Origin of the sequence: Rhodovulum sp. YNF3179 (assembly GCF_050586465.1) — a bacterium.
Taxonomy (GTDB): Bacteria; Pseudomonadota; Alphaproteobacteria; order Rhodobacterales; family Rhodobacteraceae; genus CAJXYS01.
Genome location: NZ_JBOCEG010000002.1, coordinates 251,622 through 274,662, shown reverse-complemented (window position 1 = coordinate 274,662; position 23,041 = coordinate 251,622). Strand labels below are relative to the sequence as shown.

General features: G+C 70.0%; 26 protein-coding genes. 14 read left to right on the top strand and 12 right to left on the bottom strand.

Annotated elements, in window-relative coordinates; translation table 11 throughout:
• Nucleotides 1-74: 74 nt before the first annotated feature.
• Nucleotides 75-1,217, bottom strand: a complete 1,143-nt coding sequence (locus ACQ5SP_RS04235) for a deoxyguanosinetriphosphate triphosphohydrolase (RefSeq protein ID WP_430936775.1) — start codon at nucleotides 1,215-1,217, stop codon at nucleotides 75-77.
• A gap of 89 nt (nucleotides 1,218-1,306) precedes the next feature.
• On the opposite strand from ACQ5SP_RS04235, the gene ACQ5SP_RS04230 reads away from it, so the two are divergent.
• On the top strand, nucleotides 1,307-1,633 hold the full coding sequence (locus ACQ5SP_RS04230; RefSeq protein WP_430936773.1) for a HesB/IscA family protein: 327 nt from the start codon (nucleotides 1,307-1,309) through the stop codon (nucleotides 1,631-1,633).
• A gap of 79 nt (nucleotides 1,634-1,712) precedes the next feature.
• Here ACQ5SP_RS04230 and ACQ5SP_RS04225 read toward each other — a convergent pair whose 3' ends face one another.
• Nucleotides 1,713-2,891 (bottom strand): cation:proton antiporter, encoded by a 1,179-nt coding sequence (locus tag ACQ5SP_RS04225; RefSeq protein ID WP_430936771.1) that lies wholly within the window; start codon nucleotides 2,889-2,891, stop codon nucleotides 1,713-1,715.
• A gap of 136 nt (nucleotides 2,892-3,027) precedes the next feature.
• On the opposite strand from ACQ5SP_RS04225, the gene xth reads away from it, so the two are divergent.
• Nucleotides 3,028-3,807 (top strand): exodeoxyribonuclease III, encoded by a 780-nt coding sequence (xth, locus tag ACQ5SP_RS04220; protein ID WP_430936768.1) that lies wholly within the window; start codon nucleotides 3,028-3,030, stop codon nucleotides 3,805-3,807.
• Between the two features lie 6 nt (nucleotides 3,808-3,813).
• On the opposite strand, the gene ACQ5SP_RS04215 is transcribed toward xth, so the two are convergent.
• Nucleotides 3,814-4,977, bottom strand: a complete 1,164-nt coding sequence (locus tag ACQ5SP_RS04215; protein ID WP_430936766.1) for an FAD-dependent monooxygenase — start codon at nucleotides 4,975-4,977, stop codon at nucleotides 3,814-3,816.
• Between the two features lie 75 nt (nucleotides 4,978-5,052).
• Nucleotides 5,053-5,475, bottom strand: a complete 423-nt coding sequence (dksA, locus tag ACQ5SP_RS04210; protein ID WP_430936764.1) for an RNA polymerase-binding protein DksA — start codon at nucleotides 5,473-5,475, stop codon at nucleotides 5,053-5,055.
• A 195-nt stretch (nucleotides 5,476-5,670) separates the two neighbouring features.
• On the opposite strand from dksA, the gene ACQ5SP_RS04205 reads away from it, so the two are divergent.
• From ACQ5SP_RS04205 to ACQ5SP_RS04170, 8 genes are all read left to right on the top strand, one after another.
• Nucleotides 5,671-6,510: an AAA family ATPase gene (locus ACQ5SP_RS04205; RefSeq protein ID WP_430936762.1), complete on the top strand. Its 840-nt coding sequence runs from the start codon at nucleotides 5,671-5,673 to the stop codon at nucleotides 6,508-6,510.
• A 120-nt stretch (nucleotides 6,511-6,630) separates the two neighbouring features.
• A complete protein-coding gene (locus ACQ5SP_RS04200; RefSeq protein WP_430936760.1) occupies nucleotides 6,631-7,089 on the top strand; it encodes a GNAT family N-acetyltransferase in 459 nt (152 codons plus the stop codon).
• Nucleotides 7,086-8,483, top strand: a complete 1,398-nt coding sequence (locus ACQ5SP_RS04195) for a DUF2927 domain-containing protein (protein WP_430936758.1) — start codon at nucleotides 7,086-7,088, stop codon at nucleotides 8,481-8,483. Before ACQ5SP_RS04200 ends, ACQ5SP_RS04195 begins: the two co-directional genes overlap by 4 nt.
• Nucleotides 8,483-8,653, top strand: coding sequence for a hypothetical protein (locus ACQ5SP_RS04190; protein WP_430936756.1), 171 nt, complete (start codon nucleotides 8,483-8,485; stop codon nucleotides 8,651-8,653). Before ACQ5SP_RS04195 ends, ACQ5SP_RS04190 begins: the two co-directional genes overlap by 1 nt.
• 3 nt (nucleotides 8,654-8,656) lie before the next feature.
• Nucleotides 8,657-9,841 carry a vWA domain-containing protein gene (locus ACQ5SP_RS04185; protein ID WP_430936754.1) on the top strand — a complete coding sequence of 395 codons (1,185 nt, stop codon included), beginning with the start codon at nucleotides 8,657-8,659 and terminating at the stop codon, nucleotides 9,839-9,841.
• Nucleotides 9,838-10,191 carry a hypothetical protein gene (locus tag ACQ5SP_RS04180; RefSeq protein WP_430936752.1) on the top strand — a complete coding sequence of 118 codons (354 nt, stop codon included), beginning with the start codon at nucleotides 9,838-9,840 and terminating at the stop codon, nucleotides 10,189-10,191. Before ACQ5SP_RS04185 ends, ACQ5SP_RS04180 begins: the two co-directional genes overlap by 4 nt.
• Complete coding sequence (locus ACQ5SP_RS04175) at nucleotides 10,188-10,781, top strand: DedA family protein (protein ID WP_430936750.1); 594 nt, start codon at nucleotides 10,188-10,190, stop codon at nucleotides 10,779-10,781. Before ACQ5SP_RS04180 ends, ACQ5SP_RS04175 begins: the two co-directional genes overlap by 4 nt.
• Before the next feature lie 54 nt (nucleotides 10,782-10,835).
• A complete protein-coding gene (locus ACQ5SP_RS04170) occupies nucleotides 10,836-11,531 on the top strand; it encodes a M48 family metalloprotease (RefSeq protein WP_430936748.1) in 696 nt (231 codons plus the stop codon).
• On the opposite strand, the gene ACQ5SP_RS04165 is transcribed toward ACQ5SP_RS04170, so the two are convergent.
• The 8 genes from ACQ5SP_RS04165 to ACQ5SP_RS04130 all read right to left on the bottom strand — a co-directional run bounded on the left by ACQ5SP_RS04165 (nucleotide 11,522) and on the right by ACQ5SP_RS04130 (nucleotide 19,230).
• A complete protein-coding gene (locus ACQ5SP_RS04165) occupies nucleotides 11,522-12,067 on the bottom strand; it encodes an RSP_2648 family PIN domain-containing protein (protein ID WP_430936746.1) in 546 nt (181 codons plus the stop codon). The genes ACQ5SP_RS04170 and ACQ5SP_RS04165 overlap by 10 nt on opposite strands.
• 5 nt (nucleotides 12,068-12,072) lie before the next feature.
• Nucleotides 12,073-13,269 (bottom strand): RSP_2647 family RNA methyltransferase, encoded by a 1,197-nt coding sequence (locus ACQ5SP_RS04160; RefSeq protein ID WP_430936744.1) that lies wholly within the window; start codon nucleotides 13,267-13,269, stop codon nucleotides 12,073-12,075.
• Between the two features lie 56 nt (nucleotides 13,270-13,325).
• A complete protein-coding gene (locus tag ACQ5SP_RS04155) occupies nucleotides 13,326-13,478 on the bottom strand; it encodes an RSP_7527 family protein (RefSeq protein ID WP_430936742.1) in 153 nt (50 codons plus the stop codon).
• A gap of 108 nt (nucleotides 13,479-13,586) precedes the next feature.
• Nucleotides 13,587-14,156, bottom strand: a complete 570-nt coding sequence (locus ACQ5SP_RS04150; protein WP_430936740.1) for a sarcosine oxidase subunit gamma — start codon at nucleotides 14,154-14,156, stop codon at nucleotides 13,587-13,589.
• Nucleotides 14,149-17,163: a sarcosine oxidase subunit alpha family protein gene (locus ACQ5SP_RS04145; protein WP_430936738.1), complete on the bottom strand. Its 3,015-nt coding sequence runs from the start codon at nucleotides 17,161-17,163 to the stop codon at nucleotides 14,149-14,151. Before ACQ5SP_RS04145 ends, ACQ5SP_RS04150 begins: the two co-directional genes overlap by 8 nt.
• Entirely contained in the window at nucleotides 17,160-17,483 is a 324-nt protein-coding gene (locus ACQ5SP_RS04140; protein ID WP_430936736.1) for a sarcosine oxidase subunit delta, read from the bottom strand. Before ACQ5SP_RS04140 ends, ACQ5SP_RS04145 begins: the two co-directional genes overlap by 4 nt.
• A 15-nt stretch (nucleotides 17,484-17,498) precedes the next feature.
• On the bottom strand, nucleotides 17,499-17,942 hold the full coding sequence (locus ACQ5SP_RS04135; protein WP_430936734.1) for a hypothetical protein: 444 nt from the start codon (nucleotides 17,940-17,942) through the stop codon (nucleotides 17,499-17,501).
• A gap of 40 nt (nucleotides 17,943-17,982) precedes the next feature.
• The gene (locus ACQ5SP_RS04130; protein ID WP_430936732.1) at nucleotides 17,983-19,230 is read right to left on the bottom strand and encodes a sarcosine oxidase subunit beta family protein; all 1,248 of its coding nucleotides are present in this window, start codon (nucleotides 19,228-19,230) and stop codon (nucleotides 17,983-17,985) included.
• A 208-nt stretch (nucleotides 19,231-19,438) separates the two neighbouring features.
• Between ACQ5SP_RS04130 and ccmI the strand changes: the two genes are divergently transcribed.
• The 4 genes from ccmI (at nucleotide 19,439) to ACQ5SP_RS04110 (ending at nucleotide 23,030) form a co-directional block, all read left to right on the top strand.
• Nucleotides 19,439-20,680: a c-type cytochrome biogenesis protein CcmI gene (ccmI, locus tag ACQ5SP_RS04125; protein WP_430936730.1), complete on the top strand. Its 1,242-nt coding sequence runs from the start codon at nucleotides 19,439-19,441 to the stop codon at nucleotides 20,678-20,680.
• Nucleotides 20,681-20,730: 50 nt separating this feature from the next.
• Nucleotides 20,731-21,165, top strand: coding sequence for a Holliday junction resolvase RuvX (gene ruvX / locus ACQ5SP_RS04120; RefSeq protein WP_430937171.1), 435 nt, complete (start codon nucleotides 20,731-20,733; stop codon nucleotides 21,163-21,165).
• On the top strand, nucleotides 21,162-21,401 hold the full coding sequence (locus ACQ5SP_RS04115) for a DUF1289 domain-containing protein (RefSeq protein ID WP_430936728.1): 240 nt from the start codon (nucleotides 21,162-21,164) through the stop codon (nucleotides 21,399-21,401). Before ruvX ends, ACQ5SP_RS04115 begins: the two co-directional genes overlap by 4 nt.
• Nucleotides 21,402-21,494: 93 nt before the next feature.
• Entirely contained in the window at nucleotides 21,495-23,030 is a 1,536-nt protein-coding gene (locus ACQ5SP_RS04110) for a phytoene desaturase family protein (RefSeq protein WP_430936726.1), read from the top strand.
• Nucleotides 23,031-23,041 lie beyond the last annotated feature (11 nt).

Here is a 23,041-nt window from a genome sequence, read left to right as displayed (position 1 = left end):
CCATCCTGTGTCTCGCCGCGGGGTTTACCACGGGGCCGGTCAGGGTCAATGGCCTGCCCCGGCCCCGGCGCGCGTCAGACCGGGGCGATCAGGCGGGCATGTTCCTGCAGCGCGAAGCGGTCCGTCATCCCGGCGATGTAGTCGCAGACGATCCGCGCCACGGCGGTCCTGTCCGGCGCGCCCGCCACGTCTGCCTGCCACATCTCGGGCAGGAGATCCGTCCGCGCGAGATAGAGCGGGAAAAGCTCCGCCACGACGGAGGTGACCTCCTGGCGCATGCGCACCACCGCGGGGGCACGGTACATCCGTTCGAAGAGGAAGGCACGGATCGCGTTCAGATCTTCCCAGAGCGGCCCGGAAAAGCGCACCACCGGATGGCCGAGGGCGCGCACCGCGCCCGGGCTGTCGGGCGCGGCGGCGGCGATCAGGCGTTGGCTTTCCGCGATCACGTCCTCGACCATGACGCCGAAGACCCGGCGCAGTGCCTCGTGGCGGCGGCGGATCGCGTCGGTTTCGGGATAGCGGCGGTCGACCTCGGCGAAACAGTCGCCCACGATCGGCAGCCCGCAGATCTCGTCCTCGGTGAACAGGCCGGCCTGCAGCCCGTCCATCAGGTCATGGTTGTTGTAGGCGATGTCGTCGGCGATGGCGGCGACCTGCGCTTCGGCGGCGGCGTGGGTGTGCAGCTCGAGGTCATGGCGCGCGTCGTACTCGGCCAGCGCGTAGGGCAGCGCGCCCGTGACCGGCCCGTTATGCTTGGCGATACCCTCGAGCGTCTCCCAGGTCAGGTTCAGCCCGTCGAACTCGGCGTAGTGCCGCTCGAGCGAGGTGACGATCCGGATCGCCTGGGCGTTGTGATCGAAGCCGCCATGGGGCGCCATGGCCTCGGCCAGCGCATCCTCGCCGGTATGGCCGAAGGGGGTGTGGCCCAGGTCATGGGCCAGCGCCACCGCCTCTGTCAGTTCCTGGTTCAGCCCGAGAACCCGCGCGATGGTCCGCGCGACCTGCGCGACCTCGATGGAATGGGTCAGCCGGGTGCGGAAGTAATCGCCCTCGTGCTCGACGAAGACCTGCGTCTTGTGCTTGAGCCGGCGGAAGGCCGAGGAATGGATGATCCGGTCCCGGTCCCGCTGGAAGGGCGTGCGAAACGCGCTCTCTTCCTCGGCGTGGCACCGGCCCCGGCTCTCGGCGGGGTCGCAGGCAAAGGCCGCAAACATCGTGATCCGCCCGTTCTTGTCGCTGCACCTTCCCCTGCATATATTCGGGACAGCACAGTTGCGAAACGGAAAAACAGGCCGGACCCCGAATGAACCTTCCGCCGAAAGTGACCGAACGGGCCTTTGCCCGGCTCGCCGAGATCAATGCCGGCGCCGATACGCCGCGCGCGCTGCGCGTCGCGGTCGAGGGCGGCGGCTGCTCGGGCTTTCAGTACGCGATCGACCTGGACGATCCGTCCGAGGACGATCTGGTGCTGGAACAGGATGGGCAGAAGGTGGTGGTGGACAGCGTCTCGCTGCCCTTCCTCGAGAACGCGGTGATCGATTTCTCGGACGAGCTGATCGGGGCGCGCTTCACCATCGACAACCCGAACGCGGCCAGCTCCTGCGGCTGCGGCACCAGCTTCGCCATGTGACCGGCCCGCGGCCCGCCCCTGCGGGTGCGCCGGGGCTCCTCCTGCAGCACCTGGGTCCGGGCCATGCCAGGCGGCATGCCTACCGCGGGGCCGTGCCGCCCGGCGAGCTGACCCGCCGCAGCGCGACATAGGCCGCGAAGGGGCCGAGAACCTCGAAGACCACGGTCGAGGCGATGGTCAGCGTCAGCACCGCCTGGCCGATGCCGGGCAGCTGTTCATGGGCGACCAGCGCCATGCCCACCGCAACGCCGGCCTGCGGCAGCAGCGCCATGCCGTACCAGGGCCGCATCGGCCGGGGGCTGCCGGCCAGAACGGCGCCCAGCCATCCCCCCGCGATCCGGGCCACGATCCTGAGCACCACGTAGCCCGCGCCGACGAGGCCCAGCTCGGCCAGTTCTCCGGGCCGGAGCGCCGCGCCGGCGAGGATGAAGAACAGGATCATGAACGGCCACTGGACATGCTCGATCTCGTGGAAGGGGCGCAGGTGATGGCGCGCGGTGTTCACGACGATGGCTCCCGCCGTCATTCCCGCGATCAGGAAAGAGACCTCCAGCCAGACCGCCGCGCCGGCGCAGAGGAAGACCACGCCCAGCGCCTCGGCCTGCGAGGGTTCGCCCTTCGAAAGCCGTCCCGTCAGAAAGGCCGCCGGCACGCCGATCACCGCGCCGAGCAGCACCGCGCCGAGCAGGTCGCGCGCCGCCCCCGTCAGCACGCCGTCCATCCCCGCGCCGTTCATGCCGCCCACCACGGCGAGCACAACGCCGAAGACGATCAGCCCCCAGGCATCGTCGATGGCGACGATCCCGCGCACCGTGTCCGCGAAGGGGCCATGCGCGCGCGCCTGGCGCAGCACGTCCTGTGTCGCGGCCGGTGCGGTCGCCGTGGCGATGGCCCCGAGGATCAGCGCCAGCGCCGGGTCGACGCCGATGGCCCAGAGCCCCGCGGCGACCAGGCCCAGCGTTCCCAGCACGATCGTCAGAGAGATCGCCATGATCTCGCGGCCATGCTCGCGCAGCGTCTTGCGCGTGAGCGATCCGCCCAGCAGGAAGGCCACCATCGTCAGCGCCATCACCGACAGGAACTCGTACCAAAGCTGCGCCGCGTCCGGCAGCAGGTCGAGCCCGGCCTCGCCGGCGATGATCCCGCAGGCCAGCAGCAGCGTCACCCGCGGCAGCCGCGTGCGCCGGCCGATCTCGTCGGCCGCGAGTCCCGCCACGAAGAGCGCGCCCAGCGTCAGGAAAAAGACATCGAGTTCCATTCCGCCGAAGCCTAGCCGCATCGCCCGAAGCGGGAAAGCGCCGGATCGCGGGGCCGCGGCCGGCGCCGCGCCGGCGCGGGTTGTGCCCGGACCGGAATCGCGGATACTTCCCCGCGAACCCGTGACGGAGGCCCGCATGAAGATCGCCACCTTCAACATCAACGGCATCAAGGCCCGGCTCCAGGCCCTGCTGGACTGGCTGGACGAGGCGGCGCCGGACGTCGTGGTGCTGCAGGAGATCAAGTCGGTCGACGAGACCTTCCCCCGCGACCCCTTCGAGGATCGCGGCTACAACCTTGAGACCCACGGTCAGAAAAGCTTCAACGGCGTGGCGATCCTTTCGAAGCTGCCGCTCGAGGACGTGCGCCGCGGCCTGCCGGGGGACGACGCCGATGAGCAGGCGCGCTGGATCGAGGCGACCGTGGTCGGGGACCAGGCGGTGCGCATCTGCGGGCTCTACCTGCCAAACGGCAACCCGGCGCCGGGGCCGAAATACGACTACAAGCTTTCCTGGATGACGCGCCTGAAGGCCCGCGCCGAGGAGCTGCTCGCCGCCGAGGAGCCGGCGCTGATGGCCGGCGACTACAACGTCATCCCCCAGGCCGAGGATGCCGCGCATCCCGAGCGGTGGGCGGAGGACGCGCTCTATCTCTACGAAAGCCGCGCGGCGTTTCGGCGCATCCTGAACATGGGCTTTACCGACGCGGTCCGCGCGCGCATCCCCGGCCCGGGGCATTACAGCTTCTGGGATTACCAGGCCCGCGCCTGGGAAAAGAACGACGGCATCCGCATCGATCACCTGCTGCTGACCCCGCAGGCGGCCGACCTGATGACCGGCTGTGGTATCGACAGCGACGTGCGCGGGCGCGAGAAGCCGTCGGATCACGTCCCGGTCTGGATCGAGCTGGCCGCCTGAGCCGGCTCACGGCAGGGTGACGTCCTCGCCATAGAGCCAGTCGAACCGACCGAGCGCCGCGCCCGGCGCCAGCGCGCCGCCGAGCCGCATGGCGGTGTGCAGCGCCGCGCGCCCGAGGGGATGGCGCATGTGGTAGATGCGCGCGTTCCGGTTGGCCGCTTCGACGATCCGCTTCACCCGCGCGATTCGCGCCCCCTGGTAGGCCGCGAGCGCGGAGCCCATGTCGTCGGCGGAGGCGAGCGAATGCGCCAGGACCCAGGCGTCCTCGAGCGCCATGTTCGCCCCCTGCGCCAGGAAGGGCAGCGTCGGATGCGCCGCGTCGCCCAGGATCGCCATGCCCTCGCCATGCCAGCGCGGCGCGACGGGGTGGCGGAACAGGCCCCAGATATGAACCTTCTCGGCCCGGGCCAGAAGATCGCGCACCGCCGGGTGAAAATCGCTGAAGGAATCCTGCAGGTTCTCGGGATCGTCGGGATGGTTCCAGCCCTCGGCAACCCAGCTGTGGCGCTCCTCCACCGCGACGACGTTCATCAGCCGCCCGCCCCGCAGCGGGTAGAACACGACATGCCGCCGCGGCCCCATGTAGAGCTGCGCCATCGCGCCGGGTGCCGCGCCCGCCTCGACCGGGACAAGCGCCCGCCAGGCGACCTGGCCCGTGAAGAAGGGCTGCGTGTCGCCGTTGAGCGCCGCGCGCACCTGCGAGCGCAGCCCGTCCGCGCCGATCACCAGATCGGCCTCCGGGGCGGGCGTCCCCTCGGGGGCGCCCGGCGGTGCGACGCGGGCGTCCAGCTCGACCTCGACACCGGCATCCGCCGCCGCCTCTGCCAGCAGCCCGATCAGGTCGGCCCGGTGCATGTAGAGATAGGGATGCGTATTGGTGTGCCGGCGACGCGCGAAATCAAGCGTCAGGACCCGTGCGCCTTCCTCGTGGTCGCGCAGTTCAATCCCCTCGGCCCGGACGCCGAGATCGAGCGCCCGCCGCTCGAGCCCCAGCCCGGCCAGCACCGCCGCGCCGTTCGGCGTCACCTGCAGCCCCGCGCCCACCTCGCGGATGGCGTCGGCCTGCTCGCAGACCCGGACCCGCGCACCGGAGCGTGCCAGCGCGGTGGCGACGGCCAGCCCCGCGACCCCGGCGCCGATCACGGTGAAGCTCATCCGGTCGAGTTTCATTTGCCCTGCCCCCAAAGAAAAACACCGGAGCATTCCGCCCCGGTGTTCCCGTCACGTCAAGTCATCGCCTGCCGGTCAGTCGTCGCGATGAACCTTTTCGCGGCGCTCGTGGCGCTCCTGCGCCTCGAGGCTCAGCGTGGCGATCGGCCGGGCGTCGAGGCGCTTCAGCGAGATCGGCTCGCCGGTTTCCTCGCAATACCCGTATTCGCCCTCCTCGATGCGGCGCAGCGCCGAGTCGATCTTGGAGATCAGCTTGCGCTGGCGGTCGCGGGTGCGCAGCTCGAGTGCGCGGTCGGTTTCCTCGGATGCCCGGTCGGCGACGTCGGGCACGTTGCGCGCGCTGTCCTGAAGACCCTCGATGGTATCGCGGCTCTCGGCCAGGATATCGTTCTTCCAGTTGATCAGCTTGCGGCGGAAGTATTCGAGCTGACGCTCGTTCATGAAAGGTTCGTCCTCGGCGGGACGGTAATCCTCGGGAAGGAATACCTCTGCTTTCATTGTCTGGTTCTCCACGTCGTGAAGACGTTGGCCTGCAACATCGTCTGCAACGCCCATCGTCGACACCTCCCACTCTGCGCGTTCCGCTTAAAGGATCACGGGGGGTTTGTCACCCCTTGATCGGCACATCTTGAAGCTTTGAACCGGCGTGATACTGTCCGCTTCAATTCCTCCCACTACGGGCTTATGCAGCAAATGAAATTCTCAGGAACCGAATCCTATGTCGCGACCGAGGACCTGACCGTCGCGGTCAACGCGGCCATCGCGCTGGAACGTCCGCTTCTGGTCAAGGGAGAGCCCGGGACCGGCAAGACCGAACTGGCCAGGCAGGTGGCCGGCGCGCTCGGCCTGCCGATGATCGAATGGCACATCAAGTCGACCACCCGCGCGGCGCAGGGGCTCTATGAATACGACGCCGTCAGCCGTCTGCGCGACAGCCAACTGGGCGACCCGCGGGTCGAAGACATCTCGAACTACATCAAGCGCGGCAAGCTGTGGGATGCCTTCACCGCCCAGAGCAAGACGGTGCTGCTGATCGACGAGATCGACAAGGCCGACATCGAGTTCCCGAACGACCTGCTGCAGGAACTCGACCGGATGGAGTTCCACGTCTACGAGACCGGCGAGACCGTCCGCGCCAGCCACCGCCCCATCGTGATCATCACCTCGAACAACGAGAAGGAACTGCCCGACGCCTTCCTGCGGCGCTGTTTCTTCCACTACATCCGCTTCCCCGACGCCGAAACGATGAAGCAGATCGTCGAGGTGCATTTCCCGGGCATCAAGGAGACCCTCGTCACCGCGGCCCTGACGGAATTCTACGCGCTGCGCGAGACGCCGGGGCTGAAGAAGCGGCCCTCCACCTCTGAGGTGCTGGACTGGCTCAAGCTGATCCTGGCCGAGGATCTCGCCCCCGAGGACCTGAAGCGCGAAGGCAAGAACGCCCTGCCCAAGCTGCACGGCGCGCTGCTGAAGAACGAGCAGGACGTGCATCTTTTCGAGCGGCTGGCCTTCATGGCGCGGGGCGGGCGCTGAGCGCACGGGGACGCGGCGCCGCGGCCACGCCGGCCGCGAAAGGCCCGGGGCCAGCTTCCCCGAATCGAGGGGGGACGGTAGACTTGGGATTACGAAAACTGAAAGCCGTGCGATTTCCGAATGTTAAATGATTCTCTTGAAGTCAGGGTCAGGCCGCTGGCCGCCGAGGATGCGCCGGAATGGCGCCGCCTTTGGACGGGCTACCTGCGCTTCTACGAGACACGGGTCTCCGAGGAGGTCTATGCCACGACCTTCGCGCGGCTGCTGTCCGGCGACCCGCAGGAGTTTCACGGGCTGATCGCGGAATCGGGCGGGCGGCCGGTCGGCCTCGCGCATTACCTTTTCCATCGCCACGCCTGGAAGCTGCGGAACGTCTGCTACCTGCAAGACCTCTATGCCGACCCGGACCATCGCGGCCGGGGTGTCGGGCGCGCGCTGATCGAGGCGGTCTACGCCGCCGCAGATACGGCCGGGGCGCCGGATGTCTACTGGCTCACGCAGGAGTTCAACCATACCGCGCGCCAGCTCTACGACCGGATCGGGCGGGTGACGCCCTTCATCCGCTACAACCGGGCATGACGATGCGCTGGCGGTTCGTCCCCCTGCTGCTGCTGCTCGGCGCCTGTGCCGCGCCCGACGGCGCCGAGGTGCCCGAACGCCATCACCAGAGCCCCGCGCGGGCCGAACTGCCGCAGACGCTGCCGCCGATGAAGACCTTCGCGCCGCGCCCGGCCGACATGGTGGTGCGCGCCAATGCCGACATTCTGCGCGACTTTCTCGACCTCGCCTTCGAGATGGAGAGCGGGCGCCCCCTGCCCCGGCTGACCCGCTTCGAAGAGCCCATCGACGTGGCCGTGATCGGCGGGGCGCCGTCCACGCTCGGCCCCGATCTCGACCGGCTGCTGGCGCGGCTGCGGTCGGAAGCGCGGATCGACATCCGCCGGGCCGAGACCACCGCGACGGCGAACATCCTGATCGAGACCGTGCCGCGGCGCGAGTTGCAGCGCGCCGTGCCGCAGGCGGCCTGCTTCGTCGTGCCGCGGGTCGCGGGCTGGCAGGACTTCCTCGCGAACCGGCGCAGCGGTGCGCTCGACTGGACGACGCTGGAACGGCGGACGCGGACCTCTGTCTTCATTCCCTCCGACGTCAGCCCGCAGGAAATCCGCGACTGCCTCCACGAGGAAATCGGCCAGGCGCTGGGGCCGCTGAACGATCTCTACAGGCTGCCGGATTCCATCTTCAACGACGACAACTTCCACACCGTGCTGACCGGTTTCGACATGCTGGTGCTGCGAGCCTTCTACGCCCCGGAGATCCGGAACGGGATGACCCGCGAGGCGGCGGCACGCGCCCTGCCCGGCCTGCTGGCGCGGCTGAACCCCGCCGGCGAGCGCGTCGCGCCCGAACCGCTGCGGCGCACGCCGCGGGCCTGGATCGGGGCGATGGAAACCGCGCTCGGCCCGCGCGGCTCGGATGCGCGCCGCCGCGGCGCGGCAGAGGACGCGCTGCGGATCGCGGCCAGCGAGCGCTGGCTCGACAACCGGCTCGGCTTCAGCCTGTTCGCCTATGGGCGGCTGGCGCTGGCGCGCGACACCGAGGCCGCGCTCAACGCCTTCGCCCGCGCCCACAGCCTCTATATCGGCCTCTATGGCGAGAACGACATCCATGCCGCGCATGTGGCGATGCAGATGGCCGCCTTCGCGCTGTCGAGCGGCCAGAGCCGGGTCGCGATCGACCTCATCGACCGCAGCCTGCCCGCGGTGATGCGCGCCGAGAACGCGGCGCTTCTGTCGACGCTGTTGCTGATCAAGGCCGAGGCGCTGGATCTCGAGGGGCGCGGTCCGGAGGCCGCGGCGGTGCGCCTCGACAGTCTCGGCTGGGCACGCTATGGCTTCGGCTCGACAGGGGAGGTCCGCAGGCGCTTCGCGGAGATCACCGCCCTGACACCTGAACGCACGCAAACGGGGACCTGATGCTCGTCATCGTCGGATTCGTGATCGGCGCCGCCTGGGGCGCCATGGTCGCGCGCAAGCGCAAGGGCAGCCGGCTGGACATGGCCCAGTACGGCGCAGGCTACGGCATCGCCTTCGCCATTCTCGGGCTGTTCGCCACGCTGATCCTGGGCTGGACCGGGATGGGCTGACCCATGTTCCTGCCCTTCTTCGAGAAGCTCAGGGCGGAAAAGATCCCGGTCTCGCTCCGGGAATACCTGACCTTCCTGGACGCCGTGCGGACCGGCATGGTCACCTATGACGTCGAGGGGTTCTATTACCTCGCCCGCGCGGCGATGGTGAAGGACGAGCGCAATCTCGACAAGTTCGACCGCGCCTTCGCGGCCGCCTTCGCGGGGCTGGACGAGATCTCGGCCGAGAACGTGCTGGAGGCGGTCGACCTGCCCCGCGAGTGGCTCGAGAAGATGGCCGAGACGCAGCTCTCGCCCGAGGAGATGGCCGAGATCGAGGCGATGGGCGGCTTCGACAAGCTGATGGAGACGCTGAAGGAGCGGCTCAGGGAACAGCAAGGCCGCCACCAGGGCGGCAACAAGTGGATCGGCACAGCCGGCACCTCGCCCTTCGGCGCCTATGGCTACAACCCCGAGGGCGTGCGCATCGGCCAGTCCGAGAGCCGGCACCGCCGCGCGGTCAAGGTCTGGGACAAGCGCGCGTTCCGCAACCTCGACGACAGCGTGGAACTGGGCACCCGCAACATCAAGGTCGCGCTGAAGCGCCTGCGCCGCTGGGCCCGCGAAGGCGCGCATGAGGAACTCGACCTCGACGGCACGATCCGCGCCACGGCCGAGCACGGCTATCTCGAGGTGAAGACCCGGCCGGAACGTCACAACGCGGTGAAGGTGCTGCTGTTCTTCGACGTGGGCGGGTCGATGGATCCGCATATCCGCGTGGTCGAGGAACTCTTCAGCGCCGCCCGCGCCGAGTTCAAGCATCTCGAGCACTACTACTTCCACAACTGCCTCTACGAGGGCGTCTGGCGCGACAACGCCCGGCGCTGGCGCGAGCAGACACCGACCTGGGACGTGCTGCACACCTACGGGTCGGACTACAAGTGCATCTTCGTGGGCGACGCCAGCATGTCGCCCTACGAGATCGCCTTTCCGGGCGGCGCGAACGAGCACTGGAACCCGGAAGCGGGCGAAACCTGGCTGCGCCGGGCCCGCGACCAGTGGCCGGACAGCATCTGGATCAACCCGGTGCCCGAACGCCACTGGCCCTATACCCAGTCGATCGGCATGATCCGCGAGATCTTTGCCGACGCGATGTTCCCGATGACCCTGGCCGGGATCGAAGGCGCGATGAAGGCGCTCGGGCGGTGACCGGGCGGCTGGCGCGGCTCTGGCGGCGGCGCCGGGGCCTGGCGATCGCCTTCGTCGCCGCCGTCGCGCTGACGCTGTTCTTCGGCATGCGCATGGTGATCTTCGCGGTCTACTGGAGCGACCCGGACCACCGCGACCAGGCGATCGCCGGCTGGATGACCCCGCGCTACGTCGCCCATTCCTGGGACGTCCCGCCCGAGGTGGTGGGCCGCGCGCTCGGGCTGACGCCCGAGCCGGGCCGGGGTCGCACGATCGCCGAGATCGCGGCCGCGCGCGGACAAAGCGTCGAGACCCTCGGCACCACGCTCGAGGCCGCCATCGCGGCGCACCGGGACGGGCCCGGGCAATGAACGACGCCGTCTTCCTCCTCGTCTCGCAATACGGGGTCGCGGTGCTGTTCGTCTCGACCTTTCTCTCCTGCCTCGCCCTGCCGATCCCCGCCAGCGTGATCATGCTGGCCGGCGGGGCCTTCGTGGCCTCGGGCGACCTTGGCCTCTGGGCCACAGCGGCGGCGGCCTTCCTCGGCGCCGTGGCCGGCGACCAGGCCGGCTACCGGCTCGGGCAGGCGGGCGGCGCGGGCCTGATCGACCGGCTCGCCGCCCGGCCGAAGCGCGCGGCGCTGGTCGCGCGGGCACGGGGCTTCGTGGATCGCTGGGGCGGGCTCGGCGTGTTTCTCAGCCGCTGGCTGCTCAGCCCGCTCGGCCCCTACGTGAATTTCCTCGGCGGCGCGGCGCGGCTCGACATGCGGCGCTTCCTGGCCTGGGGAATGGCCGGCGAGGCCGTCTGGGTCACGGTCTATGTGGGGCTCGGCTACGGCTTCTCCAGCAACATCGCCGGGATCGCCGATATCCTCGGCAACGCGGTGGTGTTCCTCGCCTGCGCGGCGGTGGCGCTGCTGCTGGGGCGGCTCCTGCTGGCCAATGGCCGGACGCAGCCCTGACGCGGCGCCGCTTTTCACGTTGTCGGCGGCGGGGTCAGCCCCCATATTCGCCTCATGCTGAAGTTCACCCCGATCCTCCTGGCCGTTCTCTACGCGGTGGGGATGTATCTCTTCTCTGCCTGGCGGACGGTGCGCCAGCTGGACGCGAACTCGACCCTGATGGCCGATGCGCCGCTCCGGCGGCTGACAAAGCAGCTGGCACAGGCGCTCGGGCTGGACGACATCCGGGTGCATATCTACGAGATCGACCCGGTCAACGGGCTCGCCGCGCCGGACGGGCGCATCTTCATCACCCGCGGCTTCTACAACAAGTACCGCGCCGGCGAGGTCAGCGCCGAGGAACTGACCAGCGTCATCGCGCATGAGCTTGGCCATGTCGCGCTGGGCCATGCCCGGCGGCGGATGATCGATTTCTCGGGACAGAACGCCATCCGCGTCGCGCTCGGCACGATCCTCAGCCGGATCATCCCGGGGGTGGGCGTCTACATCGCCAACGCGCTGACCACGCTGCTGGCCGCGCGGCTCTCGCGGCAGGACGAGTACGAGGCCGACGCCTATGCCGCGGCGCTCCTGACCAAGGCCGGGATCGGCACCGCGCCGCAGAAATCGCTCTTCGAGAAGCTCGAGGCGCTGACCTCTGGCGGGGGCGGCGCGACGCCGGCCTGGCTGATGAGCCATCCCAAGACGAAGGACCGCATCGCCGCCATCGAGTCGCGCGAGGCGAAATGGGGCGTCGGCGATCAGTCCTGAGAGAGCGCCTTGGCCAGCCGCGGCAGCTTGGCCTTCTTGAGAAGCGGGCGCAGCGGCTGGGGCTGGCCGGAAATCGCCTCGGCCCGCGCGCGGACACGCGCGGCAACCCCCGCGAGGCGCTCCGGATCGGCCGCCCAGGCCTCGCGCAGCAGCCCGTCGGGATCGCGGCGCAGGATCCCGTGCGACGACAGGAGGCGCGTCGGGAAATCCTGCAGGTTCAGCGTGACGATGGCGTCGGCCCCGCCGGCGATCGCGGTGGCCAGCACATGCGCGTCGTTCGGGTCCGGCAGGTGCAGGCCGGCCTCGAGATGCGGAGACGGCGCGATCTCCGCATCCGGCCAGCGGTCGCGAAGCAGCGCGATCTCGGCGCGCGCGACCGCCTCGCCCTCGGCGCCGAGCCGGGCCGCCGCCCGCGCCCATTCCTCGAGGATGCGCGCCGACCAGAGCGGCGTGAAGACGCCGGCGGCGGCGGCGCCCATCAGCATCTCGCGCATGACCGTCGGGTAGAGAACGCAGGCGTCGAGAACCGCGCGCATCCGGCTCAGCCGTCCAGCCGGAAGAACAGCGCCTTGAGATAGCCGCTCTCGGCCAGCGCGGGGTGCTGCGGGTGGTCGGGCCCGGCGAAGCCGGTATGCAACAGCTGTGCCTGCCGCCCGGCCCGCCCGATACCCCGGAGCGAGGCCGCGCGGAACTTGGCGAGGTCGGCCGCATGCGAGCAGGAACAAAGCACGAGATACCCCCCCGGCGTCACCAGCCGCGCCGCCAGCAGCGCGATGCGTTCATATGCCCGCAGCCCCTGCCCCAGCGCCTGCTTGTTCGGCGCGAAGGCCGGCGGGTCGCATATCACCAGATCGAAGGCCGCCCCCTCCTGGCCGAGCGCGGTAAGCGTGCCGAAGGCATCGCCCTGCCGGGTTTCGAAGCGCTCCGCGAGGCCGGTGGCCGCGGCCCCCTGCCGGGCGAGGTCCAGCGCGGGCGCGGAACTGTCCACCGCCAGCGCCTGCGCCGCGCCGCCGGCGAGTCCCGCCAGCGCGAAGCCGCCCACATGGGTGAAAACGTCGAGCATCCGCGCCCCGCGCGCAAGGCGGGCGGCGAAGGCGTGGTTCGGACGCTGGTCGTAGAAGAGGCCGGTTTTCTGCCCGCCGGTCAGGTCGGCCATGTAGGTGGCCCCGTTCATCGGCACCGGGACCGGGCCGTCCACCGCCCCGGCGATCACCTCTGTCACCTCGTCCAGCCCCTCGAGCGCGCGGGCACGCCCGGTGCCGTTCAGCACGACGGTCGACACGCCCGTCGCCGCCTGAAGGGCCGCGGCGATCTCGCCCGAGCGCGCATCCGCCCAGGCGGCATTGGGCTGCAGCACCGCCGTATCGCCGAAACGATCGATGACGACGCCAGGCAGCCCGTCGGCCTCGGCATGGACGAGGCGGTAGAACGGCGTCTCGTAGAGCCGCGCGCGCAGGTCGAGGGCGCGGGCGATGCGGCCCTCGAACCAGGCCGGCCCGATCTCGGCCGCCGGGTCGCGGTCGAGCATCCGGGCCACGATCTTCGAGGCGGGATTGACCGCCACGCGCCCCAGCGGCTGGCGCTCGGCATCCTCGAGACGAGCGAGGCTGCCCGGCGCGAGCGCCCGGGTGCGGCGGTCTAGCACAAGCTCGTCGGCAAAGACCCAGGGCGCGCCCCGGCGCAGCGGGCGCGGATCGGTCTTGGGTTTCAGGCGGATCACGGGCTGGGCGTCGGTCATGGCGTCGTCCTAGCCCTTTGGCGCCCCGGCGGAAAGGGGCTTGTCACCGGCGCCGCTCAGGCCCCGGCGCGGGCGGCCGAACCGATGCCGCGGCTCAGGAAACGCCGGATCCGGCGCAGCCCTTCGGCCATGGCCTCGGCGCGCAGCCGATGCGCGTCCTGTTCGATCGCCTGGATATCGAGGGCGGAGTAGTCGATGTGCTGTTGCATGGGTCTTCCTGCGGCAGATTGCGTTGTCCGCCGCAGAGATAAGGCCGCCACCCCGGCGGCTTCCACAGACGTTCCGGCAAACCCGCCATGCGGGCGGCGCAAACCGGCTCAGGCGTACCAGCCCGGCAGGCTGTCCTCGGCCGCGCCGGTGGAGAGCCAGTCGAACACGTATTCCGCGACCGAGCGGAAGCAGACGATGTCGAAGCTGTCGGCCCCGGTCAGCCAGAACGCCGCCGCCACCTGGCCGATCCGGGTGCGCCGGATCTCGCCCGCGCCGAACGCGCCCGGCGACAGGTCGACCGGCGCCCCCTTGGCCAGCACGTCGCGCACGCCCGGCCCTTCGATGCGAAACAGCGCCCGGGCGTCCGAGACGTTGACGACCAGCGCGGCCTCGCCGGCCAGCGCCTCGGCGATCTTGGCCGCGGCTTGCGGCGCCGCCGCGTAGGGCATCATCAGCAACAACTCGTCGGGCGACATCCAGGCGGCGGCGTGATCCCCCGCGACCTCGATTCGGCGCCGGCCCGGCACATCGGTGCCTATCACGTCCTGGATCGCGGCGGCCAGCGCCGCCGACGACAGGTCGCCCCGCACCGTCACCATGCCCGCCAGGCCGCGTTCGGTCACCGTCACGGCGCCCTTGTATTCCGCGCCGTTCAGCGCGCTGACCGCTTCAGACATTCTGACGCTCCCCTTCCTTGTCGAGGAAGACCGGGTCGACGATCTTCGCCTTGATGATGCGCCCGTCGGTGGCCTCGAAATCGAGCACCTCGCCCATGCGGTCCGGCCCGCCCTCGACCAGCCCCATCGCGATGGACCGCCCGAGGGTCGGCGAGAAATAGGTCGAGGTCACGCGTCCGACCGTCCGCTTGATGCCGGTCGGCAGCACCTGCCCGTCGACCGCGTAGATACCGTCGGGCAGCACCTCGTGCGCCTCGACGGTCTCGAGCCCCACCAGCTTCCACCGGTCCGCGCGCACGAGATCGGTGCGGTCCTGCGCGCGCTTGCCGATGAAGTCGTCCTTCTTCTTCGACACCGCCCAGTCGAGCCCGAGATCCTGCGGCGTCACCGTGCCGTCGGTCTCGTCACCGATCATGATGAACCCCTTCTCGGCACGCATGATGTGCAGTGCCTCGGTGCCGTAGGGCGCGACGCCGAATTCCTCGCCCGCCTCGAGCAGCCGGTCCCAGAACGCCCGGCCCTGGCTGGCGGGCACGGCGATCTCGTAGCTGAGCTCGCCCGAGAAGGAGATCCGGAAGACCCGCGCGTCGAAATCGCCGATCCTGCCCTCGGTCCATCCCATGAAACTCAGCGCCTCGGCCGAGACGTCCATCCCGCCCAGCTTTTCCAGCAGCTTGCGAGCCTTCGGGCCCACCACGGCGACCTGGGCGTATTGCTCGGTGATGTTGGCCGTGTAGACCTGCCAGTCCCACCACTCGGTCTGGAGGAATTCCTCCATATGGGCATGGACCGTGTCCGAGCCGCCGGTCGTGGTGTGGCAGAGGAAGGTTTCCTCGTCGATGCGCGCCACGACGCCGTCATCCATCAGGAAGCCGTTCTCGTTGCACATCAGGCCATAGCGGCAGCGCCCCGGTTTCAGCGTGGACATCATGTTGGTGTAGAGCATGTCCATGAATTTCGCCGCGTCCGGACCCTTGACCAGGATCTTGCCCAGGGTCGAGGCATCCAGCAGGCCCAGCCGCTCGCGGGTGTTGCGCACCTCGCGGTGGACGGCGTTCTCGACGTTCTCGCCGGCATGCAGGTAGCAATAGGGCCGCCGCCAGTCGCCGACCGGTTCCCAGTAGGCGCCGTTCTCGGCGTGCCAGGCGTCGATCGGGGTCTTGCGGGTGGGCTTGAACAGCTTGCCGCGCGCCTCGCCGGCCATCGCGCCGATGGAAACCGGCGTGTAGGGCGGGCGGAAGGTGGTGGTGCCCACCTGCGGGATCGGGCTGTTGAGGCTGCCGGCCAGGATCGCGAGACCGTTGATGTTCGACAGCTTGCCCTGGTCCGTCGCCATGCCGAGCGTGGTGTAGCGCTTGGTGTGCTCGACGCTCTCATAGCCCTCGCGGGCGGCCAGCTCGACGTCGGAGACCTTGACGTCGTTCTGGTAGTCCAGCCACATCTTGGTGCGCAGCTGGCGCGAGGCGCCCTGCGGCATGGTCCAGACAGGCTGGATCGGGCTTTCGGACAGGTTGTCCGCCTCGGGCGCATCGCCCACGGCCCCCGCGTGTCCGGCCGCGGCGGCCGCGTCGCGGCCCGCGGCATGGGCGTCGTCCAGCACCTCGGCCGTGGCAAGCGGACCGCTGGCCGCCCCCGCGGTCTTGACCATGCCCGTGCCCGCGGCGCCGGTCGGCGCGCGGTCGGGATCGGGGCGGAACATCACCCGCTCGTCGTCCCAGATCAGCTTGCCGCCGCAATGGGACCAGAGATGGACAACGGGCGACCAGCCGCCCGACATGGCCACCGCGTCGCAGCCGATGGTCTCGAGCACCGAGCCCTCGCCGGCCTGCGGACAGACGGCGACGCCCTCGACCCGGCGCCCGCCCTTGACCTTGGCGATGCCGTGCCCGGTCTCGACCCGGATGCCCATCTCGCGCGCCCGCTCGGGCAACAGGCCGGCGGCGTGGGGGCGGGCGTCGATGATCGCGGGCACCTCGAGGCCGGCCTCCTTCAGCGCGATGGCCGTACGGTAGGCGTCGTCGTTATTCGTGGCGATCACGGTGCGGTCGCCGGGGCTGACGCCCCAGTTCACGACGTAGTCGCGCACCGCCGAGGCCAGCATCACGCCGGGAATGTCGTTGCCGGCAAAGGCCAGTGGGCGTTCCAGCGCGCCGGTGGCGGTCACGGTCTGCGCGGCCCGGATACGCCACATGCGGTGGCGCGGGCGCCCGTCGCCCGGCGTGTGGTCGGCGACGCGCTCGTAGACGGTAACGTAGCCGTGGTCATAGACGCCGGTGCCCATCATCCGGGTCCGGAGCCGCACGTTTTCCATGCGCGAGAGCTGCGCAACGGTCTCGTCGATCCATTCCGCGGCCGGGCGTCCCTCGATCTCGACCCCGTCGACCGGGGCACGCCCGCCCCAATGGGCGGTCTGCTCGACCAGCAACACCTGCGCCCCGGCCGCCGCGGCGGCCTTGGCCGCCGCCAGGCCGGCGATGCCCCCGCCGATCACGAGAACGTCCGTGAAGGCGTAGAAATACTCGTAGCGGTCGGCATCTCGGGCCTTGGGCGCCTTGCCCAGCCCCGCCGACTGGCGAATGAAGGGCTCGTAGACATGCTTCCAGAAGGGGCGCGGCCAAGTGAAGGTCTTGTAGTAGAAGCCCGCCGGCAGGAAGCGCGACAGCCTGGCGTTGATCGCGCCGATGTCGAACTCGAGGCTCGGCCAGTGGTTCTGGCTGGTCGCCTGCAGCCCGTCGAAAAGCTCGGTGGTGGTGGCGCGCTGGTTCGGCTCGAAGCGCGCGCCCTCGCCCAGGTTGACCAGCGCGTTGGGCTCCTCGGCGCCCGATGCGACGACGCCGCGCGGGCGGTGATACTTGAAGGACCGGCCCACCATCGCCTTGCCGTTGGCCAGCAGCGCCGAGGCCAGCGTGTCGCCCGGATGGCCGGTCAGGCGTTCGCCGTTCCAGGTGAATTCCACGGTTTTCCGGCGGTCCAGGAGACGGCCGCCGCTCGCGAGGCGTGTGCTCATTCGTAGCCCTCCCAGTCCGGACGGCGATCCTTGATGCGCGCGACGATCTCGGCCGGCGGCTCGGTGGTCTGCGCCGGGTAGGTCCCGAAGACCTCCAGCGTGGCGGTGCAGCGCGCGGCATGGAACCACTTGCCGCAGCCGAAGCTGTGGCGCCAGCGCTCGAAATGGACGCCGCGCGGGTTCTTGCGCTCGAACATGTAGCCGGTGAAGTCGTCGTCCGACGCGCCGGGTCCGTGGCGCGTCAGATGCGCCTCGCCCCCCGGCGTCAGTTCGGTTTCTTCGGCGGCCACGCCGCAATTGGGGCAGGTCAGGACAAGCATGACGCAATCGCCTCCTTACGCATGCAGAAATTCGAGAAACACGTCGCCGAACCCCCATTGGAGCGTGGCGACGGTCAGCAGAACGATGTTGAGCGCGTTGATCCGGCCCGCACGGCGGCGCAGGCGCGAGAACTTCGCCTCTTCGGACAGGTAGTCGGCCTCGTAGCCGCCGGGCGGCAATTCGCGGGGCGGGATGCCCTCGCGCAGCACCTCGAACTCGACGCCGTATTCGTGCAGCATCCGCTCGACGGTGCGCTGGCGCTCAAGCTCGAGCTTGAGCAGCCGGTCGGTGAAGAACAGGATCGCCGCCGCCACGCCGAGCGACCCGAAGCGCTGGAACACGCCCGTGGCCCCCGTCGCGAGGCTGACCGCCGTGCCGAGCAGATAGACGCCGAGGCCAACCGTGGCCCAGAGACCGGGATCGGCAAGGCGCCGCGCGACATGGGAGAGCGCCGTCATGCGCGCCCCCGGCGATCGGGCGATATGGCGGGCAGGCGGATCAATGCGCCACAGCCGCGGCGACGGACTCGTCGATCATGCGGCCTTCGCGGAACCGGTCGAGGCTGAAGGGCGCGGCCAGGTCGCCCGGCGCGCCGCGGGCGACCATCTCGGCCGTGGCCCAGCCCGAGCCGGGAATCGCCTTGAAGCCCCCGGTGCCCCAGCCGCAATTGATGAAGATGCCCTCGACCGGGGTCCTGGAGATGATCGGGGAGCGGTCGCCGGTCATGTCGACGATCCCGCCCCACTGGCGCAGCATCTTGAGCCGCGAGATGATCGGGAAGGTCTCGACCAGCGCGCGGATCGTTTCCTCGATATGCTGGAAAGACCCGCGCTGGGTATAGTTGTTGAACCCGTCCGCGCCGCCGCCGATCACCATCTCGCCCTTGTCGGACTGGCTCATGTAGCCATGCACGGTATTGGCCATCACCACGATGTCCATGGCCGGCTTGATCGGCTCGCTGACCAGCGCCTGCAGCGCGACCGATTCCACCGGCAGGCGGAAGCCCGCCATGTCGGCCAGAACGCCGGAATGCCCGGCGACCACGATGCAAAGCTTCTTGGTGCCGATCGTGCCGCGGTTGGTCTCGACCCCGGTCACCTTGCCGCCCTCGCGCTGTATCCCGGTGACCTCGCATTTCTGGATGATGTCCATGCCCATGTCGGAACAGGCCCGCGCATAGCCCCAGGCGACCGCGTCGTGGCGCGCGGTGCCCGCGCGCGCCTGCCAGAGCCCGCCCAGCACCGGGTAGCGCGGCCCGTCGATGTTGATGATCGGGCAAAGCTCCTTGACCCGCTCGGGGCCCACCCAGCTGGTCTCGATGCCCTGAAGCGCGTTGGCATGCGCCGTGCGCTTGTAGGCGCGGACCTCGTGCTGGGTCTGGCCCAGCATCAGCACGCCGCGCGGGCTGAACATGATGTTGTAGTTCAGGTCCTGGCTGAGCGTCTCGTAGAGGCTCCGCGACTTCTCGTAGATCGCGGCCGAAGGGTCGCGCAGGTAGTTCGAGCGGATGATCGTCGTGTTGCGGCCCGTGTTGCCGCCGCCGAGCCAACCCTTCTCGAGCACCGCGACATTGGTGATGCCGTGGTTGCGGCCGAGGTAGTAGGCCGTGGCCAGGCCGTGCCCCCCGGCGCCCACGATGATGACGTCGTAGGATTTCTTGGGCTCCGGAGAGCCCCAGGCGCGGTCCCACCCCGTGTGGTGACGCAGGGCCTCGCGGGCGATGGCAAAGGCGGAATAGCGTTTCATGGGCCTCTCGTCCGACTCGTCAGCGCGGTCTTCGGCTGACGGCTCTTGATGCAACTGCGGGGCATTTTATCCGCGACAGCCAGCGGCACAATGATGGGAAGATGCGACATGGCGCCTGTCGCGGATGTGACCGGGCTGCGGCGGTTTGTCCTTTTCGCCGGGGCACCGGACGGTCTACACCCGGAACAGGCAAATTCGAGAGGCTTTCATGGGGTTCTGGCTGACGGCCATCGGCCTTGCGGTCATCGTGACGATCTTCCTGGTGCTGGCACTTCTGCGCGCCCGCGACGCGGCAGCGCCCGCGGCGGCATACGACCTGCAGGTCTATCGCGATCAGCTGCGCGAAGTGGAACGCGACCACGCGCGCGGGCTGCTGTCCGCCGACGACGCGGAGCGGGCCCGGATCGAGATCTCGCGCAAGATCCTCGAGGCCGACCGCGCGCTGAAGGACGCGGGCGGCACCGGGGGCGCGCCGCCCAGGCTCACGGCGGTCGCCAGCGCCCTGACCGCGCTGGTCGTGATCGGGGGCGGTGTGGGGCTCTATCTGGTCATGGGCGTGCCCGGCGCGCAGGACGTGCCGCTGGCCGGCCGTCTCGCCGCGATCGAGGAGAGCCGCACCAACCGCCCGACCCAGCAAGAGGCGGAATCCAACGTTCCCGAGGTGGAGCGCCTGCCCGAGGGGGCGAGCGACCGCTATCTCGAGCTGGTGCGCCAGCTGCGCGCCACGGTGGCCGAGCGCCCCGACGACATGCGCGGCAACGCGCTGCTCGCCCGGCACGAGGCCGCGCTCGGGAATTTCCGCGCCGCATACGCCGCCAAGGGGCGGGTGATCGCCGCCAGGGGCGACACCGCCACCGCGCAGGATTACGCCGAACTGGCCGAACTGATGATCCTTGCGGTGAACGGCTACGTCTCGCCCGAGGCCGAGCGCGCGCTCGGCGCGGCGCTGTCGCGCGACGAGGAAAACCCGACCGCGCGCTATTATTCCGGCCTGATGTTCGCCCAGTCGGGCCGCTACGACCGGGCGTTCCGTCTCTGGCGGGGCCTGCTGCAGGACAGCCAGCCGGATGCGCCCTGGGTCGGCCCGATCCGCTCGCAGATCGAGGATATCGCCCGGCTCGCGGGAGAGAATTACACGCTGCCCCCCGCGCCGCAGCCCGGGCCGGCCGCGCCCGGCCCCAGCCAGGCGGATATCGAGGCCGCCGGAGACATGAGCGCCGAGGATCGCGACGCGATGATCCGCGGCATGGTCGGGCAGCTCAACGACCGCCTGGCGGCCGAAGGCGGCTCGGCCAGCGAATGGGCCCGGCTGATCGGTGCCTATGGCGTGCTGGGCGAGACCGAGCGCGCCGCCGCGATCTGGCAGGAAGCGCAGGCGAAATTCGCGGCCGACCCAGAGGGCCTGGCGCAGATCCGCGCCGCCGCCCGGCAGGCCGGGGTCGCGGAGTGACCCCGGCCCCGGTCGACGACATCGAGGCCTTCGCGGCCGCGCTTCCGCGGATGCGCCCGCTCTTGGGGCTCGATCTCGGCGAAAAGACCATCGGTGTCGCGATCTCGGACACGCTCTGGTCGGTGGCGACGCCGCTCGAGACGATCCGCCGCCGGAAATTCACCCTGGATGCCGAGCGGCTTCTGGCCATCGCCGGGAACCGGGAGGTGGGCGGGCTGGTGCTGGGCCTGCCGCGCAACATGGACGGGTCCGAGGGGCCGCGCTGCCAGTCCACCCGGGCCTTCGCCCGCAACCTGTCGCGCCTGACCGACCTGCCGATCGGGTTCTGGGACGAACGGCTCTCGACCGTGGCGGCCGAACGGGCGCTGCTCGAGGCGGATACGACACGGAAACGTCGCGCGGAGGTTATCGACCACGTGGCCGCGGCCTATATCCTTCAGGGGGTACTGGATCGCATGCGCAACATGAGGCCCGCGGAACGATGAACGACGACCCGGTCTGGAAACGCGACGAGGTGGACAGCCCGTGCACTTCCGTCTGCGTGGTGCATCCCGAGGCGCGGATCTGCGTCGGCTGCTATCGCAGCATCGACGAGATCACCCAGTGGTCGCGCCTCGCCGCCGAGGAACGCCGCCGGATCATGGAAGAGCTGCCCGGCCGCGCCAGCCGGCTGCGCACCCGGCGCGGCGGCCGGGCCACCCGGCGACAGGGCCAGGGCTGATGTTAAGACAATTGACATAGGTCAAATCCAGGCGAAGCCCCGCGTGGCTACATGGTCCGGAGACACGTGTAACCAGTGCGGGAGTTCAAGAAGATGTCCGAAACATTCGATGCCGTTGTGATCGGCTCCGGCCTCGGGGCCGCGACGGCAGGTGCGCTCTATGCCAAGGCCGGCCACCGGGTGCTGATGCTGGAACGGATGGAGAGCTTCGGCGGTGCGGCCAGCCGCTTCATCCGCGAGGGCCAGGTTTTCGAGACAGCGCTGCACGAGACCACCGCGCCCAGGGACGGCGACGTGAAGGAAGAAGTCTTCCGCGCGCTGGATCTCTTCGACCGCGTCACCTTCGTTCCGGTCCCCGAACTGCACGAGGTGCGGGCCACCGCGCTCGGCGCGCCCTTCACCCTGCCGCATGGCTACGACGCCATCGCGGCCGCCGTGGCGGACCGGTTCCCGCAGCATGCCGCCGCGGTGCGCGCGTTCCTCGACGATCTCGAGCATATCCGGCATCTCCTCAGCCTCACGGCGCATCGCGGCGGGCTCGGCTGGTGGGTCAGGCACGGCCCGGAGATCCTGTCGGACCTCCGCCATGCCGGGCGCGATTTCGGCCGCTCGCTCAGCGAGATGCTCGATCGCCATTTCGGCGCGGACGAGACCGTCAAGGCGGCGCTGGTGCCCAACCTGGCCTATTACCACGACGATCCCGACCGGCTCTGGTGGACCTTCTTCGCGGTCGCGCAGGGCGAATACTACCGCCACGGCGGGTATTTCATCCGCGGCGGGTCCACGGTCCTGGTCAGGGCCCTGCTCGACGTCATCCGCGCGGCCGGCGGGCAGACGCGCGCGGGCCGCACCGTCCACGAAATCCTTCTCGACACCGAAGGCCGGGCCGCCGGCGTGGTCTATCGCGACTCCCATGGCGGCCTGCAGACGGCCCGCGCCCCGATCGTCTTCGCGGGCTGCGCGCCCGAGCAGCTGGCCGACATGCTGCCGGCGGACCGGCGCGCCGCGTTCCTCGCGCCGTATGACGGCAAGACGCGATCGCTGACGCTGATGCAGGCGAGTTTCGCGCTGACGCGCCCGGCCGCGGACCTGGGCCTGACCGCCTATTCCACGGTGCTGGTGCCGGACTGGATGACCGGGCTGCGCGACCTGAAAGACGCCGCGGCGCTGATCGGTGACGACCCGCGGCCGGACCGGCTGCCGCCGCTGACGGTGGTGGATTACGGCCGGATCGATGCGGGACTGCCCGGACCCGGCCCTGCACCGGTCGCGGTGGCCGCGCTCGACCGGCTGGACAACTGGGAGGGGCTGTCGGACGCGGCCTACGCGGCCCGGAAGACCGCGTGGCTCGACGCGCTCATCGGTCGGCTCGACCGCGAATGGCCGGGGTTCGCGCAGGCTGTGCGGCTCTCGGATCTGGCGACGGCCCGCACCATGGCGCACTGGATGGGCACGCCGGGCGGCGCGGTCTACGGGTTCGCCCCGGATGCCCCCGCGGGCATGCCGAAGCCGCCCACCAAGGTCGACACCACGATACCGGGGCTCTTCCTCGGCTCGGCCTGGGCGGGTACGGGCGGCTTTACCGGCGTGATGGTGGGCGGCAAGGCCGCGGCCGACGCGGCGCTCTAGGCGCGCGCCCG

Coding starts and splice junctions, on each gene's coding strand:
- ACQ5SP_RS04235 (WP_430936775.1), bottom strand. CDS start 1,217: ATGTTTGCGGCCTTTGCCTGCGACCCCGCCGAGAGCCGGGGCCGGTGC.
- ACQ5SP_RS04230 (WP_430936773.1), top strand. CDS start 1,307: ATGAACCTTCCGCCGAAAGTGACCGAACGGGCCTTTGCCCGGCTCGCC.
- ACQ5SP_RS04225 (WP_430936771.1), bottom strand. CDS start 2,891: ATGGAACTCGATGTCTTTTTCCTGACGCTGGGCGCGCTCTTCGTGGCG.
- xth (WP_430936768.1), top strand. CDS start 3,028: ATGAAGATCGCCACCTTCAACATCAACGGCATCAAGGCCCGGCTCCAG.
- ACQ5SP_RS04215 (WP_430936766.1), bottom strand. CDS start 4,977: ATGAAACTCGACCGGATGAGCTTCACCGTGATCGGCGCCGGGGTCGCG.
- dksA (WP_430936764.1), bottom strand. CDS start 5,475: ATGAAAGCAGAGGTATTCCTTCCCGAGGATTACCGTCCCGCCGAGGAC.
- ACQ5SP_RS04205 (WP_430936762.1), top strand. CDS start 5,671: ATGAAATTCTCAGGAACCGAATCCTATGTCGCGACCGAGGACCTGACC.
- ACQ5SP_RS04200 (WP_430936760.1), top strand. CDS start 6,631: ATGTTAAATGATTCTCTTGAAGTCAGGGTCAGGCCGCTGGCCGCCGAG.
- ACQ5SP_RS04195 (WP_430936758.1), top strand. CDS start 7,086: ATGACGATGCGCTGGCGGTTCGTCCCCCTGCTGCTGCTGCTCGGCGCC.
- ACQ5SP_RS04190 (WP_430936756.1), top strand. CDS start 8,483: ATGCTCGTCATCGTCGGATTCGTGATCGGCGCCGCCTGGGGCGCCATG.
- ACQ5SP_RS04185 (WP_430936754.1), top strand. CDS start 8,657: ATGTTCCTGCCCTTCTTCGAGAAGCTCAGGGCGGAAAAGATCCCGGTC.
- ACQ5SP_RS04175 (WP_430936750.1), top strand. CDS start 10,188: ATGAACGACGCCGTCTTCCTCCTCGTCTCGCAATACGGGGTCGCGGTG.
- ACQ5SP_RS04170 (WP_430936748.1), top strand. CDS start 10,836: ATGCTGAAGTTCACCCCGATCCTCCTGGCCGTTCTCTACGCGGTGGGG.
- ACQ5SP_RS04165 (WP_430936746.1), bottom strand. CDS start 12,067: ATGCGCGCGGTTCTCGACGCCTGCGTTCTCTACCCGACGGTCATGCGC.
- ACQ5SP_RS04160 (WP_430936744.1), bottom strand. CDS start 13,269: ATGACCGACGCCCAGCCCGTGATCCGCCTGAAACCCAAGACCGATCCG.
- ACQ5SP_RS04155 (WP_430936742.1), bottom strand. CDS start 13,478: ATGCAACAGCACATCGACTACTCCGCCCTCGATATCCAGGCGATCGAA.
- ACQ5SP_RS04150 (WP_430936740.1), bottom strand. CDS start 14,156: ATGTCTGAAGCGGTCAGCGCGCTGAACGGCGCGGAATACAAGGGCGCC.
- ACQ5SP_RS04145 (WP_430936738.1), bottom strand. CDS start 17,163: ATGAGCACACGCCTCGCGAGCGGCGGCCGTCTCCTGGACCGCCGGAAA.
- ACQ5SP_RS04140 (WP_430936736.1), bottom strand. CDS start 17,483: ATGCTTGTCCTGACCTGCCCCAATTGCGGCGTGGCCGCCGAAGAAACC.
- ACQ5SP_RS04135 (WP_430936734.1), bottom strand. CDS start 17,942: ATGACGGCGCTCTCCCATGTCGCGCGGCGCCTTGCCGATCCCGGTCTC.
- ACQ5SP_RS04130 (WP_430936732.1), bottom strand. CDS start 19,230: ATGAAACGCTATTCCGCCTTTGCCATCGCCCGCGAGGCCCTGCGTCAC.
- ccmI (WP_430936730.1), top strand. CDS start 19,439: ATGGGGTTCTGGCTGACGGCCATCGGCCTTGCGGTCATCGTGACGATC.
- ruvX (WP_430937171.1), top strand. CDS start 20,731: ATGCGCCCGCTCTTGGGGCTCGATCTCGGCGAAAAGACCATCGGTGTC.
- ACQ5SP_RS04115 (WP_430936728.1), top strand. CDS start 21,162: ATGAACGACGACCCGGTCTGGAAACGCGACGAGGTGGACAGCCCGTGC.
- ACQ5SP_RS04110 (WP_430936726.1), top strand. CDS start 21,495: ATGTCCGAAACATTCGATGCCGTTGTGATCGGCTCCGGCCTCGGGGCC.